Raw genomic sequence first — 15,456 nt, forward strand, 5'->3', positions numbered from 1 at the left:
TTGCCTCAACAACAAAAAAAGAGATTAAACAACCTAAGGTTGCTTAATCTCAATATTAGGACTCATCAGTCCGATTTGACGTAGAGCCCATAATTCAAAGTATAAATGATAATGGAATTTGCAACGAGTATTAAAATGAGCGTTACAATTCGGGCAAACTTCAGTCATCATATAATCTTGTATGGACAGTTCATGTTTACATACACCACACATAATGGCTTTGGTGTGGAATTCTTTTTCCGGCCATCGTTTAATATTGTGAGATTCATGTTCATTATGGCATTGATAGCAAGGATAATATTTATTGCAACAATTAAATTTAATGGCTACAACATCTAAAAATGTATGATAATGCACACAACGTGTTTCTTCATCTACAAGTGACCCGTAAACATGGGGCATCATACATCGTCTCCTTACTTTAAAAATTTAATTTAAATTATTCTTCTGGATGTTCGCCGATAATTCTTACTTCTCGGTGAAGGTCTACATCAAATTTTTCTTTTACAACGTTTTGAACATGGTGGATTAAATCTTCGTAATCTGTAGCAGTCCCATTATCTACGTTAACCATAAAGCCAGCATGTTTTTTTGAAACCTCTACGCCACCAATACGATATCCTTGTAAATCTGAGTCTTGGATTAATTTTCCAGCAAAGTGACCAGGAGGTCTTTGGAAGACACTACCACAAGAAGGGTATTCAAGTGGCTGTTTAGTTTCACGACGTTCTGTTAAATCATCCATTGTAGCTTGAATTTCATCTAAGTTACCAGGAGCTAAACTAAATGCGGCTTCAAGAACGACAAGATGTTTCTTTTGAACGATACTATTACGATAATCTAATTCTAACTCTTGATTAGTAAGTTGTAATAAATCGCCATCTTCATTCACACATAAAGCGTAATCAATACAATCTTTCACTTCACCACCGTAAGCACCTGCGTTCATGTAAACAGCACCACCAACTGAACCTGGAATGCCACAAGCAAACTCTAATCCCGTTAGTACGTGGTCTCTTGCTGCACGTGATACATCAATAATAGCTGCACCACTACCAGCGATAATTACATTGTCAGATACACTAATATGATCAAGTGATAATAAGCTAATTACTATTCCGCGAATACCGCCTTCACGAATAATGATGTTAGAACCATTTCCTAAATATGTTACAGGGATATCGTTCTCTTGAGCATAACGTACAATAGTTTGAACATGCTCATTTTTAGTAGGGGATAAATAAAAATCAGCATTACCACCAGTTTCAGTATATGTATAACGTTTTAAAGGTTCATCGACTTTAATAATATCTTCAGGTATTAAGGATTTTAAATTTTTTAAGATGTTATCTTTGTTTAACATAAGTACATCCTTTCTTCTCTTCTGTACTATAATCTATTCCTTATTATAGCAACTTTAAATCTTATTTGTTAATTGAGAGATAACGAATTAATGACATATTATGTCATATATTCTCATTTTAAATTACGTTCGGATAAGAATTTATAATTTTTTGTATAAACTTTCGAAGTATTTCTGTTTTTGATTTTCATAAGTTCTTATACGATTGACATGTTCAATCATAGTTTTCTTTTTTTCTGAAAATTGAAGCGCCATGTCCTGGTTTGAAGCGAGCGCCTCATCTACAGCTAAATATTGTTCAAATAAAGGCGTGTTCATTTGAACAATATGAAGGCGTATCGTTTGTTTTAAATCAATCATGTTATTGAAGTGAGCCATCATTACTTTTTTCTTATATGGATGATGCAAACGATAAAATCCTACGTAATTTAACCGTTTTTCATCTAAAGAGGTAATGTCATGTAAATTATTAACGCCGACTAAAATATCTAGTATAGGTTCAGTAGCATAATTAAAATGCTTTGTTCCCCCAATATGTTGGGTAAACTGAACTGGAGAATCTAATAAATCAAAAAGTAATTTTTTAGTATTCTGATATAAAGTTTTATAATGTTGTTTAGATGAATTGTCGACAAAAGGTTGGACAGTGGAATACATGTGAATCTCCTTCAAATGATTGATTATTTTACAAATTCTGAAATACTATAACATAAATAATTTTCAATATAAATAGCTTTAGGTATAATACATGATGATAGGAGTGCAGATATGAAAAAAATAGCAATTCTTTCAATAATAATAATATGTGGATTGGTTCTATCGTCATGCGGCACGCAACATAATGCGGATTTAAAAAGCTTTGCACGTCAAGTAGACAAAGTCGAAGAAAAGAAAAAAGACGTTGAAACGGTTATGGATAAAATTCATTTAACAAAACTTAATGAATTGAGTAAAACAGATACTACCGATAAAAATAAACAAGAATTTAAGGTTCTCCAAAAAGACATTAATAACCATCTAATGCCTGCATTTAAAAAATATGATAAAGAAGCTAAACAGTTACCAGCTAAAACGTCAGAAATTAAAGATTTAAAGCAGAAGTATTTAAATAATGTTAGCCGAGAAAGAAAAGAGATTAATGATATTAAAACATTTGTCGATTTATGTAATCAATCGATTCAAGCAAATGAGAGTATATTAGATTATACGAAATCATTTGAAACGAATCGTTCTCAGGTAGAAACAGCAATTCAAAAATCTAGTAATCAAGATGATGCAAATCAATTAACTACTAAAATTGAATACAATAATAAACAATTACAACAAACAGCACAAAAATATTTAGAAAATGGTAAGTTTGATTCAAAACAAGCTATTGAAACACGCATTAAACCATTAATTGAAAAACAAATTACTGATCTTAATCGAACTAATATTACAGATGCTAATGTTAATGAGGCGCGTAAAAATGCTATTGAGATGTATTACAATCTGATGAACTATTATGATACGCGTGAAAAAACAATTGAAATTGAGAAAAAACTTTCTAAAATTGATGTCGAAAAATTGCCAAAAACGGGTAAAGAGTTAAATAAGCAAGATAATGATTTTGAAAAAGCGTTCAAGCGTATAAAAGAGAAGTAATATTGGAAAATATGAGAATTTAAACATTGTTATGTGCTATAATCATTTAAATCTTATATTAAAAATTAAAATTTTTGGTTAACATTAGAGAATGAAATGTGTATAATTGTACCCATTGAGTAGTTTATAATGATTATAAATAGTAGGAATATGGGCATTAATAATTTTAGAGGTGAATAGAATGGCTATAAAGCTGAGTTCGATTGACCAGTTTGAACAAGTACTAGATGAAAATAAATATGTATTTGTATTAAAACATAGTGATACTTGTCCAATCTCAGCAGATGCATTTGATCAATTTAATAAATTTTTATATGAAAGAGACATGGATGGCTATTATTTAGTTGTTCAAGAAGAAAGAAAGCTCTCTGATTATATTGCTGAAAAAACGAATGTAAAACATGAATCACCCCAAGCATTCTACTTTGTAAAAGGGGAAGCTACATGGAATGCAAGTCATAGTGACATCAATGTATCTGCGTTAGCTCAAGCTGAAGAATAATATAAATTAAATACAAAGTCTGGAATTTTATTCCTAGAAAAGTAGCCAGTAAATGATTTTTTTATAATTTCATTTACTGGCTTATTTATTTATAAATTTTTCATTTTACGACTAAGGACTAGAGCGTAAAGAAGTTCTTAGGTGAACATTTACTCATTTTTATTGTGACGCTTTCTTGCGGGAAAGGCTCAAGCCTGTAGTATTATAAAGGCGTTCTTAGATAGATGTTCACTCACTTAAGTTGCTAAGCTTTCCAAGGGTGCCGTCTCAGCCTGTAGTCTTCTAAAGAAATTCTTAGATGAACATTCACTCATTCTGTTGTGATGCTTGCCTAGGGGGGCTGGGTCGAGCCTCGGTCTCGACACTCATCCTGCTCCCTCAGGCGTCACACAACGTCATTCGTAGTTCATCTTTAGAATTTCTTACATAAGTGCATAGCACTTATGTTCATTAATAATCAACATAGGAGTCTACGCAACTACGTTTCGTTATCTACCTTAGAACTACTTACTTAAATGTATGAGTATTTATGTTCATCAAATTACCGTTCTCTCAAGTATCATACACCTCTATTTCGTAGTTCATCTTTATGTATTCTCATAATTAGTTTTGTTTCATTAGTAAAAGTGAAGGTAACCCATGTATAATGTGAAAGTGAAGTTAAAATAATAAAGTATGTATTATTTTTAAGATAATAGGAAAAGTGGCAAGAGGTGATTAAAGGATGAAAGTATTAGTAGCCATGGACGAGTTCAATGGTATCATTTCAAGTTATCAAGCGAATCGTTATGTAGAAGAAGCAGTAACAAGTCAAATTGAAAAAGCTGACGTTGTCCAAGTCCCATTATTTAATGGACGCCACGAATTGATGGACTCTGTATTCTTGTGGCAATCTGGGACGAAATATAGAGTGAATGTGCATGACGCAGATATGAATGAAGTTGAAGCGGTTTATGGTCAAACAGAAGACGGTTTAACAGTCATTGAAGGAAATTTATTTTTAAAAGGTCATCAACCTATTGAGCAACGTTCAAGTTTTGGTTTAGGAGAAATTATTGTCGATGCGTTAAAGAACGGTGCTGACAATATTGTTATCTCTCTTGGTGGCATTGATAGCTTTGATGGCGGTATTGGCATGTTACAAGCTTTAGGCGGTAAATTTTATGATGATGAGAATAATCTACTAGATGCCCGCGAAGGCGCACGTATGATTAAATTTATTCGCCATATTGATTTATCAGGAATAGCTACTGAATTTAGTAATGCTAAAATTCAAGTAATGTCAGATTTCTCAAGTAAATTATATGGTAAAAATAGTGAAATTATGAAGACATTTGATGCGCAGCACATCAGTCTTGATAAAGCGAAAGAGTTAGATAACTTAATTTGGTATTTTAGTGAACTTGTTAAAAATGAATTGCGTGTAGCTTTAGGCCCTATTGAACGTGGAGGTGCCGGCGGTGGTATCGCAGCTGTGTTAAGTGGACTATATGGAGCGGATATTTTAACTAGCCACGAATTAGTAGATCAAATTACGCATCTAGACGATTTAATTTCGCAAGCGGATTTGATTGTTTTTGGAGAAGGCTTAAAAGAAGAAGATAGTCTTTTAGAAACAACAACTTTAAGAATCGCAGAGTTAACAGAGAAACATCATAAGCCTGCCATTGCCATTTGTGCAACAGATGATAAATTTGATGTTTTTGATAAACATAATGTTACAGCTATGTTTAATACATTTATCGAAATGCCTGAAAGTTACACTGATTTTAAAATGGGCATTCAAATTAGACACTACACAGTTCAAGCATTACGACTATTAAAAATGTCGTTAGATAAATTGTAATTTTATAAACACTACAAATAAGGCAAACCTGAAGCTCCCAGGGTAGAGATACCCACGTCGACTTAGGTTTGCCTTTTAATGTATTTAAAATATTTTATTTTTTATAGTTAGTAACTTCTTGAGCAATACCAATAATCACTTGTACAGCTTTTTCCATGACATCAATAGAGGCATACTCGAAAGGACCATGGAAATTACCACAACCAGTGAAGATATTAGGTGTTGGAAGTCCCATAAATGAAAGTTGTGAACCATCAGTACCACCACGAATTGGTTCAGTATTAGGTTCGATATTTAAATCTGCGAACACTTTTTTAGGAATCTCAATAATATATGGGTGTGGTTGAATTTTTTCAGACATATTATAATATTGATCTTCAATGTCTACTTTGACAGGATAATCTTCATAATGTGAGTTGATATCATCACGAATTTCGAGAAGTTTTTTCTTACGTAATTCAAACGCTTCTCTATCGTGATCGCGAATGATATATTGAAGCGTCGCTTTTTCAACATTACCTTCAAATTTCATTAAATGATAGAAGCCTTCATAACCTTCAGTACGTTCAGGCACTTCACTAGCTGGTAATAAACTATGGAATTGATGACCTAATGAAAGGGCATTAACCATAATATTCTTAGCAGAACCGGGATGAACATTCACACCATGTGTTGTAATTTTAGCTTCAGCAGCGTTGAAACTTTCAAATTGAAGTTCACCAAATTCACTACCATCCATTGTATATGCGAAATCAGCATTAAAGCGTTCTACATCAAATTTATGAGGACCACGACCGATTTCTTCGTCTGGCGTAAATGCGATGCGAATGCGTCCATGTTTTACTTCGGGATGTTCGTTTAAATATTTTACAGCTTCCATAATTTCTACAACGCCAGCTTTATCGTCGGCACCTAACAAAGACGTACCATTCGTAATCATTAATGTATGACCTTTAAGTTTTTTTAATTCAGGAAAAGTTTCTTGGCTTAACACGCGATTTGTATTACCTAATTGAATAGGTTTACCATCGTAAGACTCAACAATTTGAGGGTTTACGTTAGTAGCATTAAAATCTGGCGATGTATCTACGTGAGCTAAGAAACCTACTGTTGGTATGTCTTCTTGAATATTACTTTCTAATGTAGCAAATAAATAACCGTTGTCATCCATATCAGTAGATAACCCAAATGCTTCAAGTTCTTGTTGTAATAAGCGTAATAAATCCCATTGCTTATCTGTTGAAGGTGTAGTTTCCGAATCTGGATTAGATTGTGTATCGATTTTTACATAACGTGATAATCTGTCTATAATTTGTTCTTTCATAGCTAGACATCCCCTTAGACTCTATTATTCATATCATAGATTTTCTTATATCTTTTACCTTTAATTTTATCATAATACTGTTTGATACGGGTGTAAATGTAATAGAGAATCTCTGCTACTAATATACCAAAAGCAATTGAACCTGAAATAAGTGTTACTTCTAAAAATGTATTAACAGCCTGTGTATAATCATTTGAAACTAAGAAACGTGTTGCTTCATATGCTGTTCCTCCAGGTACTAGTGGAATAATTCCTGGCACGATAAAGATGATAACTGGACGTTTATAGCGACGACTCATAACATGACTTAGTAAGCCTAATATTAAACTACCAAGGAACGCGGCGCCCACTTTTCCTAAATCCATATCTACAGTGTATTGATAAATTGTCCAGGCTACGGCACCTACGAAACCACAGGCAAGTAGTAATCTCTTAGGCGCATTGAAAATGATGGAAAAAAGCACTGTAGAAATGAAACTAATTGTAAAATGAAACAAATAAAATAACATTTATTAACAGCCTTTCTTATAAGATTAATAGAACGATGGCTACACCGGCCCCAATTGCAAATGATGTAAGGGCCGCTTCAACACCACGTGACATACCGGCAAGGAGTTCGCCTGCCATTAAATCTCGAATAGCGTTGCAAATTAAAATACCAGGAACTAATGGCATAACACTAGAGATGGTAATGATATTCTGGTTAGTAGCTATTCCTAATTTAGTAAACGAAGCAGCGATAGTAATTACTACAGCTGAAGCTACAAATTCTGAAAAGAACTTAATCTGTATAAAACGTTGCACTAAACTGAAAGTTAAAAAAGCAGCACCGCCTGCGAGCACAGCAATCCAACAATCAGATGCTACACCACCAAACATGAATAAGAAGAAACCACATGCAATTGCAGCAGCAAAAAAGTTTAATAGAAATGAATATTGTAGTGAAGCTTTACTTAAATGAATAAGTTCCGATTTAGCTTCATCAATAGTTAATTCATTTCTTGAGATTTTTCGTGAGAGGCTATTTGTTAGCGCAATTTTCTCTAAATCTGTCGTACGTTCTCTAATACGAATCAAACGTGTACTCGTTCGATCATTAAGTGAAAAAATAATAGCTGTAGAAGTTACGAAGCTATATGTATCATTTAAACCATAACTATGCGCGATACGATTCATAGTATCTTCTACACGATAGGTTTCAGCGCCAGCTTCTAGGAGAATTCTTCCAGCTATTAACACGACATCAATCACTTTATTTTCATCGATAATAGTGATTGAATCTGACATAAACGGCACCTCCGTAAAATTAGTTAAATTCATTTTATTTATTAGGACAATTTGAAGTGTACAACTAGAAGATGTAACTTGCAATAGCCTTGAGTTTAATCACACATTTTCTTAAACGATAAGTTACAATTGATACGAAATCGTCATTCTATTTTCTAAAAAGCAAAAATAAAAACTGCCAATTACTATTTAACCCAATCAACTGGAATACAGCGATTTTGTAAATAGCATATTGACAGTTAATATCATCCTTATAACTTAACAATAGGATTAAACATTACTTGATTACGGCCTTCATTCTTAGCCACATGGACCATATCATCGGCATCTTTAAATACTTTACGTTGTGATTTGTGATCTTCCTGAGATAAATAGCCTACACCAATCGATACAGAAAGTTTGATGACTTCTCTATTAGGTAAATGGAACGATGATTTTTCCACGCCTGTACGAATATTTTCAGCTAATTTAACACTTTGATCTAGTGAATAATCGCGAATCACTACTGAGAATTCTTCGCCACCATTTCGGAAAATTTTAAACTGTCTTGGCACATAATTTTTCAATAACTGTGACATTTGTTTTAAGACAGCATCACCTGATTTGTGTGAATAAGTATCATTCACATCTTTAAATCCATCAATATCGATAAGAAGTAGGGCAAGACTTTCATTATTATCTTCCGCTAATTGTGAGATTTTATTTAAATGTCTATCAAACTCTTTGACGTTTCCTAAACCTGTAAGGTAATCATATTTGTCTTCATTTTCATAGCGTGTAACTAAAGAGAAGAAATGCCAAATATCAACAAATGTGATAGCTGAGGCAATTGTTAAGACAAATGAAATAGGAATTAATACTGCTACTTCTATTAAATCGTATAAAGGACTAAAGATAGATAAAATAAATAAAATGATGACACTGATCAAATTTAAAATAATCAGAGAAATGATATCGTTTTGTTTTAAAAATGGCCCTACCATACTTGAAATAAGTCCGATGACAATTAAAACGACGCCGTATAAAATAGAATTCCCAAAGGTAAAGACATCGACTAAGGCAATAATGATTGCCGCGATGAGTGTGTAACCTATATTCGTATAGCGTCCAAGAAATAGTAACGGTACAAATGTTAAGTGAATCAAATATTCATGATGGAATGGGATAGGGTAGGCGGCTAGTAATAAAGCTACTAGCGTCATTAAGACAGTGACATAGCCTTTTGAAAAGACCATGATTTTATTTTCGGAGTATTGTAACCGATGAAAAAGATAAATACCCGCAACCATGACCGCAATATTATAAATGATTGCTTCAATCATATGGAAATCGACTCCTTTAATTTAACCATTAGTTATTGTAAGTGAAAACTTACCATTTGTCATTAAGAAGCATCTTATATTGTTAGAAAATAATTGCATTAAATGTTCTTTCATGTTCAAACAACAGATGAAATGGTATGATAGAAAAAATAACTTATCTTTACAAAAAATTTACATTACTCGTAATTAAAGTAAAAACTTTTCAGAATAAAGTATAATATTTATGACTAAACTCATGAAAATGAGGCTATTTTATAGATAATGGCATCATTTTTGAAGTGAAAAGTGACGAGATATTTCCTACTATAGTCCAATATAAAAAGAAGACACATACCGTTTAAAATAATGTAAATAAGAAAAATGCAAATGCGAAAAATTTAGAGGAATTTAATGAAGGTGAACTGATGTATACTTTACTACTCATTGCTGTAACAATGGTCATCAGTCTGATACTCACACCTATCATAATTAAGGTTTCAACTAGGTTTGGCTTAGTTGATAAACCTAATTATAGGAAAGTACATACGAAACCTGTTTCCGTGTTAGGAGGCACCGTGATTTTACTTTCTTTTCTTATTGGAATATGGCTAGGCCATCCAATTGAGAGAGAAGTAAAGCCTTTGGTCATAGGGGCAATTGTTATGTACTTAGTAGGTTTAATTGATGATATTTATGATTTGAAACCGATACTCAAGTTAATTGGTCAAATAATTGCTGCGTCGATTGTGGCGGTTTATGGGATTACAATAGACTTTATTTCTTTTCCGATGGGACCGACGATTCATTTTGGTATTTTAAGTATTCCAATTACGATTATTTGGATTGTGGCAATTACTAATGCGATTAATTTAATAGATGGGCTCGATGGATTAGCTTCTGGTGTATCAGCCATTGGATTAATTACAATTGCGTTTATAGCCATTTTACAGGCAAATATTTTTATCATTATGATCTGTAGCGTATTAATAGGTTCGTTGTTAGGATTCTTATGTTTCAATTTCCATCCTGCAAAGATCTTTTTAGGGGATAGTGGCGCTTTAATGATAGGCTTTATTATAGGCTTTTTATCATTACTCGGCTTTAAAAACATTACGTTTATTTCATTATTCTTCCCAATTGTTATTCTTGCAGTACCATTTATTGATACACTATTCGCTATGATCCGAAGAATGCGAAACGGTCAACATATCATGCAAGCAGATAAATCCCATTTACACCATAAACTTCTAGCACTAGGCTATTCTCATCGTCAAACAGTCTTACTCATTTATTCAATTGCGATCATGTTTAGCTTATCTAGTATTATTCTCTATTTATCCCAACCACTAGGTGTATTACTAATGTTTGTTCTCATTCTTATCACGATAGAACTCATTGTAGAATTCACAGGATTGATAGATGATAATTATAAGCCAATTATTAATTTTATTTCTAAGAAAAATGAGCACCATCACGCTTATGACACAACAGATAAAAAATAAAACCTTGTATAAGCCAAGTAAGCGCTAATAGCTAAACTTATACAAGGTTTTTTAATATTTAAAATGCCATTACCCTAATTTGTAGGAATATCAAATGGCAATTTTTTAGTTTCTTCTTCATGTAAATCATAATTACCTGCTGTATTACGATTCAAGAATTCTATAAATGCATCATACTCCGTTTGCACGACATCTATGTGGTAGCTCACTTTGTCTGTGTAAGTCTTGTCTCTTAATAAATAAGATGTTGAAGCGAGTTCGTATTCAAATTTTCCAGTTAAATCATAACTAATCGTTACAATAGTAGGGATAGCATCTCGTAATTCAACGCGACCTATATCATAAATGACGTCTCTCACTGCGCCACTGTAAGCACGGATAAGGCCACCACCGCCTAATTTAATACCACCAAAGTAACGGGTCACTACTACGCATGCATTATGAACTTCAAGTTTTTTTAAAATTTCTAACATAGGCACACCAGCAGTCCCACTAGGTTCGCCATCATCATTCGCTTTTTGAATGTTCATTTGATCACCAACAGTATAGGCAGAACAATTGTGTGTCGCTTCTTTATGGGTTTGTTTCACCTCATTAATAAACGCTTTCGCTTCATCCTCAGAAGACACGGGTTTAATGTGGGCAATAAAGCGTGATTTATTGATTACATTTTCAATTGTATGTTCTTGTTTAACTGTTATAACATGGTCACTCAATCGTTACACCTCCATCTATCATTAATCATATGACTTTTATTATACACTCAAATTTTAGAATGAATAAATATATGATTATGAATTTCTTTTTTAATTAAAATCACTTATAATAACGATGAGTATAATTGAGGAGGACTACTATGAAAATTGCAGTTATGGCAGATTCAACTGGCTATCTACCACAAGCATTCATGGATAAATATCAAATGCCTATTGCACCATTAAGTGTTGCATTTGATGATGGAGAAACTTTTACTGAGAATGATGGTGTTCCAATTAAACACTTTTATGAGAAAATGGCTTCATCTAAAACTTTCCCAACGACAAGTCAGCCAGCTATCGGCGAATGGATTGAAAATTACGAACACTTGCGTGATAAAGGCTACACAGATATTATCGTAATTACTTTATCAAGCGGTATTAGTGGTAGCTATCAATCCGCTACTCAAGCAGGCGAAATGATTGAGGGCGTGAACGTTCACACATTTGATAGTAAATTAGCTGCAATGATTGAAGGTAGCTACACAATGTATGCGATGGAACTCGTTGAGAAAGGCTTTACGCCAGAAATTATTATTGAAGAATTAACAGAAGCGAGAGAACAAGCAGGCGCGTACCTTATTGTAGACGACTTAAAAAATCTTCAAAAAAGTGGACGTATTACAGGCGCACAAGCTTGGGTAGGTACATTATTAAAAATGAAACCTGTTCTTCGCTTTGAAGAAGATGGTAAAATTCATCCATTTGAGAAAGTACGTACAAAAAAACGTGCATTCAATACTTTAGAAAAGAATATTTTCGATATTATTAAAGATATTGAAGAAGTGACAGTATTTGTTATTGATGGCGATAAAACCGAGGAAGGTCGCGCATTTTATCGTCATTTACAAGAAACATATCCTGATGTTAATATTCAATACTCTGAATTTGGACCTGTGATTGCTTCTCACTTAGGTTCAGGTGGACTAGGATTAGGTTACTTCCCTAGAAGAATCGAAATTAATTAAGTATTTAAGTCTAGAGATAAGCAATGAGAGTTGAAAGCATGATAACTCTTACTTATCTTTAGACTTTTTTTATTTTTGAAAAGGACGTGATGAACTATAAAACATTATGGAAAGTTAATATTCCCACATACAGCATTAAGCGATGAGCGAGTGAAATTAATTACACCAGGGGTCATTGAAACGAAAACGGGTCATCATTGTATGCAATGTGGCAATGAAGATAAAACTTATTTCTGTCAGTACACTTCAGTCATTTTACAAAAAGAAATTATTTACTGTCGACGTTGTATCCAATTAGGAAGAATGGACAATATAACAGAGTATAGAATAACTGAAAGTGTGGGTCATGTAACAGAAGGTTATTATGAGTTACCATTTCAACTTTCCGAGCAACAAAGCTATGCGTCAACTCAAATTATTGAAGCCATTAACCAGCATGAGGATTTATTATTATATGCGGTCACAGGTGCTGGTAAGACAGAAATGATGTTCGAAGGAATCAGTAGGGCGCGTCAATTAGGTTTGAATGTCGCGGTCATTTCGCCACGTGTCGATGTGGTGATTGAGATTAGTAAACGCATTAAAGAAGCATTTACTGACGAAGACATTGATGTGTTACACCAATCTAGCCATCAACAATTTAATGCGCACTTTATCGTTGCGACCGTGCATCAACTCTTTCGCTTTAAAAGTCATTTCGACGTCATCTTCATTGATGAAGTCGATGCCTTTCCACTATCTATGGATCCTCAATTACAAGGTGTGATAGCGCTCGCCTCTAAAACCAAGCATAGCCATATATTTATGACGGCCACACCTCCTAAATCTTTACTACACCAAATTCAAGCAGACCATATTATAAAATTGCCTGCACGTTTTCACAGACATCCATTACCCGAACCAATATTTAGTTATTTCAAATTAAAGCCTACCCGCGCACAATATAAACTGAAAGCATTACTATTAAAACAGGTAAATGCACAACGCTTTACTTTAGTCTTCTTCAATAATATCGAACTGATGCTTAAAGCGTATGACTGTTATCATTATTTCTTCCCAGATTTAATATGTGTATCAAGTGAAGATGCCTTACGTTTTGATAAGGTTGAAGCATTGCGCCGAGGTGAACACACTATCGTATTTACTACCACCATTTTAGAAAGGGGATTTACGATGGCTCAGTTAGATGTCATTGTGATTAACGCTGATACTTTTGAAAAGGCAGCCCTAGTACAGATAGCGGGAAGAGTAGGGCGAAAACAAGAGGCACCCACAGGGACAGTAATATTTCTACATGAGGGGGTAAGTTTATCAATGATTCAAGCCAAACGTGATATCAAAGAGATGAATAAATTAGGCAAAGCGAGAGGTTGGATTAATGCATAGATGTATTCAGTGTTTACAACCTATTCGTGAAACTTTGACTATTTTTAATTTCTATCGACCACGTGAACAATTCTGTCATGCATGTCGACAACAATGGGAAGTAGTTGCGCTAGATTCGAAGGTTGATCGTTGTCCGAAATGTTTAAATAAGCAAAGAACAGACAGTGGCGTATGCCTAGATTGTCAATTTTTAGAAAAGACGTTTACTTTAATGTCTCAATTATATTGTGACTATCAATACACAGGCGTGATGAAAGAAGTGATTCATAATTATAAATTTATGCGAGACTACTATTTAGCAAAAGTGTTAGCCTCGAAACTTAAACTTCCTAAAACTTCTTATGATATGATTGTTCCCATTCCCTCTCCATATGAACGCGATGCCGAACGCACATTTAACCCAGTTACTACCGTGTTAGATTATATGGGCGTGACTTATACCAACTTATTAAAAACGCAACTTCGACCTAAGCAATCTCGATTAAGAAAGATAGAGCGTGCCAAAGCCTCTAATCCTTTTTATATTGATAGTGAGATTGATTTAACGGGAAAAGTCATCTTACTCGTTGATGATATTTATACTACTGGTTTAACGGTACACCATGCAGGAGAACTATTATGTGACAAAAGTGTCAGAAAATTCAAAGTGTTTGCGTTTTCAAGATGAGGTAAACGTGGTATTATAATAGTAAGCATTACCAATACAAGAGGTTAAAGGAGAGATAACTATGATTAGATTTGAAATTCATGGAGATAACCTCACTATTACAGATGCCATTCGCAACTATATTGAGGACAAAATTGGTAAACTTGAACGTTATTTTAACGATGTGCCAAATGCAGTAGCACACGTAAAAGTAAAAACGTATCAAAATTCAACAACTAAAATTGAAGTTACAATTCCATTAAAAAATGTAACATTAAGAGCGGAAGAACGACATGATGACTTATATGCTGGTATTGACTTAGTAACTGGCAAATTAGAACGTCAAGTTCGTAAATATAAAACACGTGTCAACCGTAAACATAAAACGCGTGGGGAACAAGACGCTTTTGCGACTGAAGTACCTGAAACACTATCAGTTCAAGCTGAAGAAGCGGATAATAACCAAGACAACGATAATGAAATTGAAATTATCCGTTCTAAACAATTTAGCTTAAAACCAATGGACTCTGAAGAAGCGGTCTTACAAATGGACTTATTAGGTCATGATTTCTATATCTTTACTGATCGTGAAACAGAAGGCACAAGCATTGTTTACAAACGTAAAGATGGTAAATACGGATTGATTGAAACAACAGAATAATTACTTTATAATAAGTAACCTTTAAAGTTGAGAGCGTCCATATTCTATGGGCGCTCTCAGACTGTAGATAAACCCTTTCACTCTTTGTCACCTTATGTGTAACTTGCTCATTTACGCATAGTAAACTCCCTTCGTTAAACATTTCGTTTCCTCGATTGGCAAGGGTTTTCTTTCAGTCTTACTATATTTATTTACTAAAGGACTAACTCAGAGCGTCTATATTCTATGGGCGCTCTTTAATATTCAATAATAACGTTATTCGTGGACGCTC

At 33.7% G+C, this 15,456-nt stretch carries 16 protein-coding genes; 8 read left to right on the top strand and 8 right to left on the bottom strand.

Going from position 1 to position 15,456, the window contains the following annotated elements:
* Nucleotides 1-33: 33 nt before the first annotated feature.
* From CD128_RS00085 to CD128_RS00095, 3 genes are all read right to left on the bottom strand, one after another.
* Complete coding sequence (locus CD128_RS00085) at nt 34-402, bottom strand: CHY zinc finger protein (RefSeq protein ID WP_167797500.1); 369 nt, start codon at nt 400-402, stop codon at nt 34-36.
* Nucleotides 403-439: 37 nt separating this feature from the next.
* Complete coding sequence (gene murB, locus CD128_RS00090) at nt 440-1,363, bottom strand: UDP-N-acetylmuramate dehydrogenase (RefSeq protein WP_103328078.1); 924 nt, start codon at nt 1,361-1,363, stop codon at nt 440-442.
* A gap of 141 nt (nt 1,364-1,504) precedes the next feature.
* A complete protein-coding gene (locus CD128_RS00095) occupies nt 1,505-2,020 on the bottom strand; it encodes a GrpB family protein (protein ID WP_103328079.1) in 516 nt (171 codons plus the stop codon).
* 111 nt (nt 2,021-2,131) lie between these two features.
* On the opposite strand from CD128_RS00095, the gene CD128_RS00100 reads away from it, so the two are divergent.
* From CD128_RS00100 to CD128_RS00110, 3 genes are all read left to right on the top strand, one after another.
* The gene (locus tag CD128_RS00100; RefSeq protein ID WP_103328080.1) at nt 2,132-3,007 is read left to right on the top strand and encodes an EMYY motif lipoprotein; all 876 of its coding nucleotides are present in this window, start codon (nt 2,132-2,134) and stop codon (nt 3,005-3,007) included.
* Nucleotides 3,008-3,188: 181 nt separating this feature from the next.
* Complete coding sequence (gene ytxJ, locus CD128_RS00105) at nt 3,189-3,509, top strand: bacillithiol system redox-active protein YtxJ (protein WP_103328081.1); 321 nt, start codon at nt 3,189-3,191, stop codon at nt 3,507-3,509.
* A 724-nt stretch (nt 3,510-4,233) separates the two neighbouring features.
* Nucleotides 4,234-5,355, top strand: a complete 1,122-nt coding sequence (locus tag CD128_RS00110) for a glycerate kinase (protein ID WP_103328082.1) — start codon at nt 4,234-4,236, stop codon at nt 5,353-5,355.
* 94 nt (nt 5,356-5,449) lie between these two features.
* On the opposite strand, the gene pepT is transcribed toward CD128_RS00110, so the two are convergent.
* The 4 genes from pepT to gdpS all read right to left on the bottom strand — a co-directional run bounded on the left by pepT (nt 5,450) and on the right by gdpS (nt 9,288).
* A complete protein-coding gene (gene pepT, locus CD128_RS00115) occupies nt 5,450-6,679 on the bottom strand; it encodes a peptidase T (RefSeq protein ID WP_103328083.1) in 1,230 nt (409 codons plus the stop codon).
* Nucleotides 6,680-6,693: 14 nt separating this feature from the next.
* Complete coding sequence (locus CD128_RS00120) at nt 6,694-7,188, bottom strand: threonine/serine exporter family protein (protein ID WP_103328084.1); 495 nt, start codon at nt 7,186-7,188, stop codon at nt 6,694-6,696.
* A 16-nt stretch (nt 7,189-7,204) separates the two neighbouring features.
* Complete coding sequence (locus CD128_RS00125; protein WP_103328085.1) at nt 7,205-7,966, bottom strand: threonine/serine exporter family protein; 762 nt, start codon at nt 7,964-7,966, stop codon at nt 7,205-7,207.
* 251 nt (nt 7,967-8,217) lie between these two features.
* The gene (gene gdpS, locus CD128_RS00130) at nt 8,218-9,288 is read right to left on the bottom strand and encodes a GGDEF domain-containing protein GdpS (RefSeq protein ID WP_103328086.1); all 1,071 of its coding nucleotides are present in this window, start codon (nt 9,286-9,288) and stop codon (nt 8,218-8,220) included.
* 404 nt (nt 9,289-9,692) lie between these two features.
* Here gdpS and CD128_RS00135 point away from each other — a divergent pair, with 404 nt between their 5' ends.
* On the top strand, nt 9,693-10,769 hold the full coding sequence (locus CD128_RS00135; RefSeq protein WP_103328087.1) for a glycosyltransferase family 4 protein: 1,077 nt from the start codon (nt 9,693-9,695) through the stop codon (nt 10,767-10,769).
* 74 nt (nt 10,770-10,843) lie between these two features.
* Here CD128_RS00135 and CD128_RS00140 read toward each other — a convergent pair whose 3' ends face one another.
* The gene (locus CD128_RS00140) at nt 10,844-11,485 is read right to left on the bottom strand and encodes a YigZ family protein (protein WP_103328088.1); all 642 of its coding nucleotides are present in this window, start codon (nt 11,483-11,485) and stop codon (nt 10,844-10,846) included.
* A 140-nt stretch (nt 11,486-11,625) separates the two neighbouring features.
* Here CD128_RS00140 and fakB1 point away from each other — a divergent pair, with 140 nt between their 5' ends.
* From fakB1 to hpf, 4 genes are all read left to right on the top strand, one after another.
* Nucleotides 11,626-12,492: a fatty acid kinase binding subunit FakB1 gene (gene fakB1 / locus CD128_RS00145; protein WP_103328089.1), complete on the top strand. Its 867-nt coding sequence runs from the start codon at nt 11,626-11,628 to the stop codon at nt 12,490-12,492.
* 150 nt (nt 12,493-12,642) lie between these two features.
* Nucleotides 12,643-13,878: a DEAD/DEAH box helicase family protein gene (locus CD128_RS00150; RefSeq protein WP_231917230.1), complete on the top strand. Its 1,236-nt coding sequence runs from the start codon at nt 12,643-12,645 to the stop codon at nt 13,876-13,878.
* Nucleotides 13,871-14,545, top strand: a complete 675-nt coding sequence (locus CD128_RS00155; protein ID WP_103328091.1) for a ComF family protein — start codon at nt 13,871-13,873, stop codon at nt 14,543-14,545. The genes CD128_RS00150 and CD128_RS00155 overlap by 8 nt, the downstream gene beginning before the upstream one ends.
* Before the next feature lie 61 nt (nt 14,546-14,606).
* The gene (hpf, locus tag CD128_RS00160; RefSeq protein ID WP_103328092.1) at nt 14,607-15,185 is read left to right on the top strand and encodes a ribosome hibernation-promoting factor, HPF/YfiA family; all 579 of its coding nucleotides are present in this window, start codon (nt 14,607-14,609) and stop codon (nt 15,183-15,185) included.
* Nucleotides 15,186-15,456 lie beyond the last annotated feature (271 nt).

The organism is Staphylococcus croceilyticus (assembly GCF_002902575.1).
In the GTDB taxonomy this organism is placed as follows: domain Bacteria; phylum Bacillota; class Bacilli; order Staphylococcales; family Staphylococcaceae; genus Staphylococcus; species Staphylococcus croceilyticus.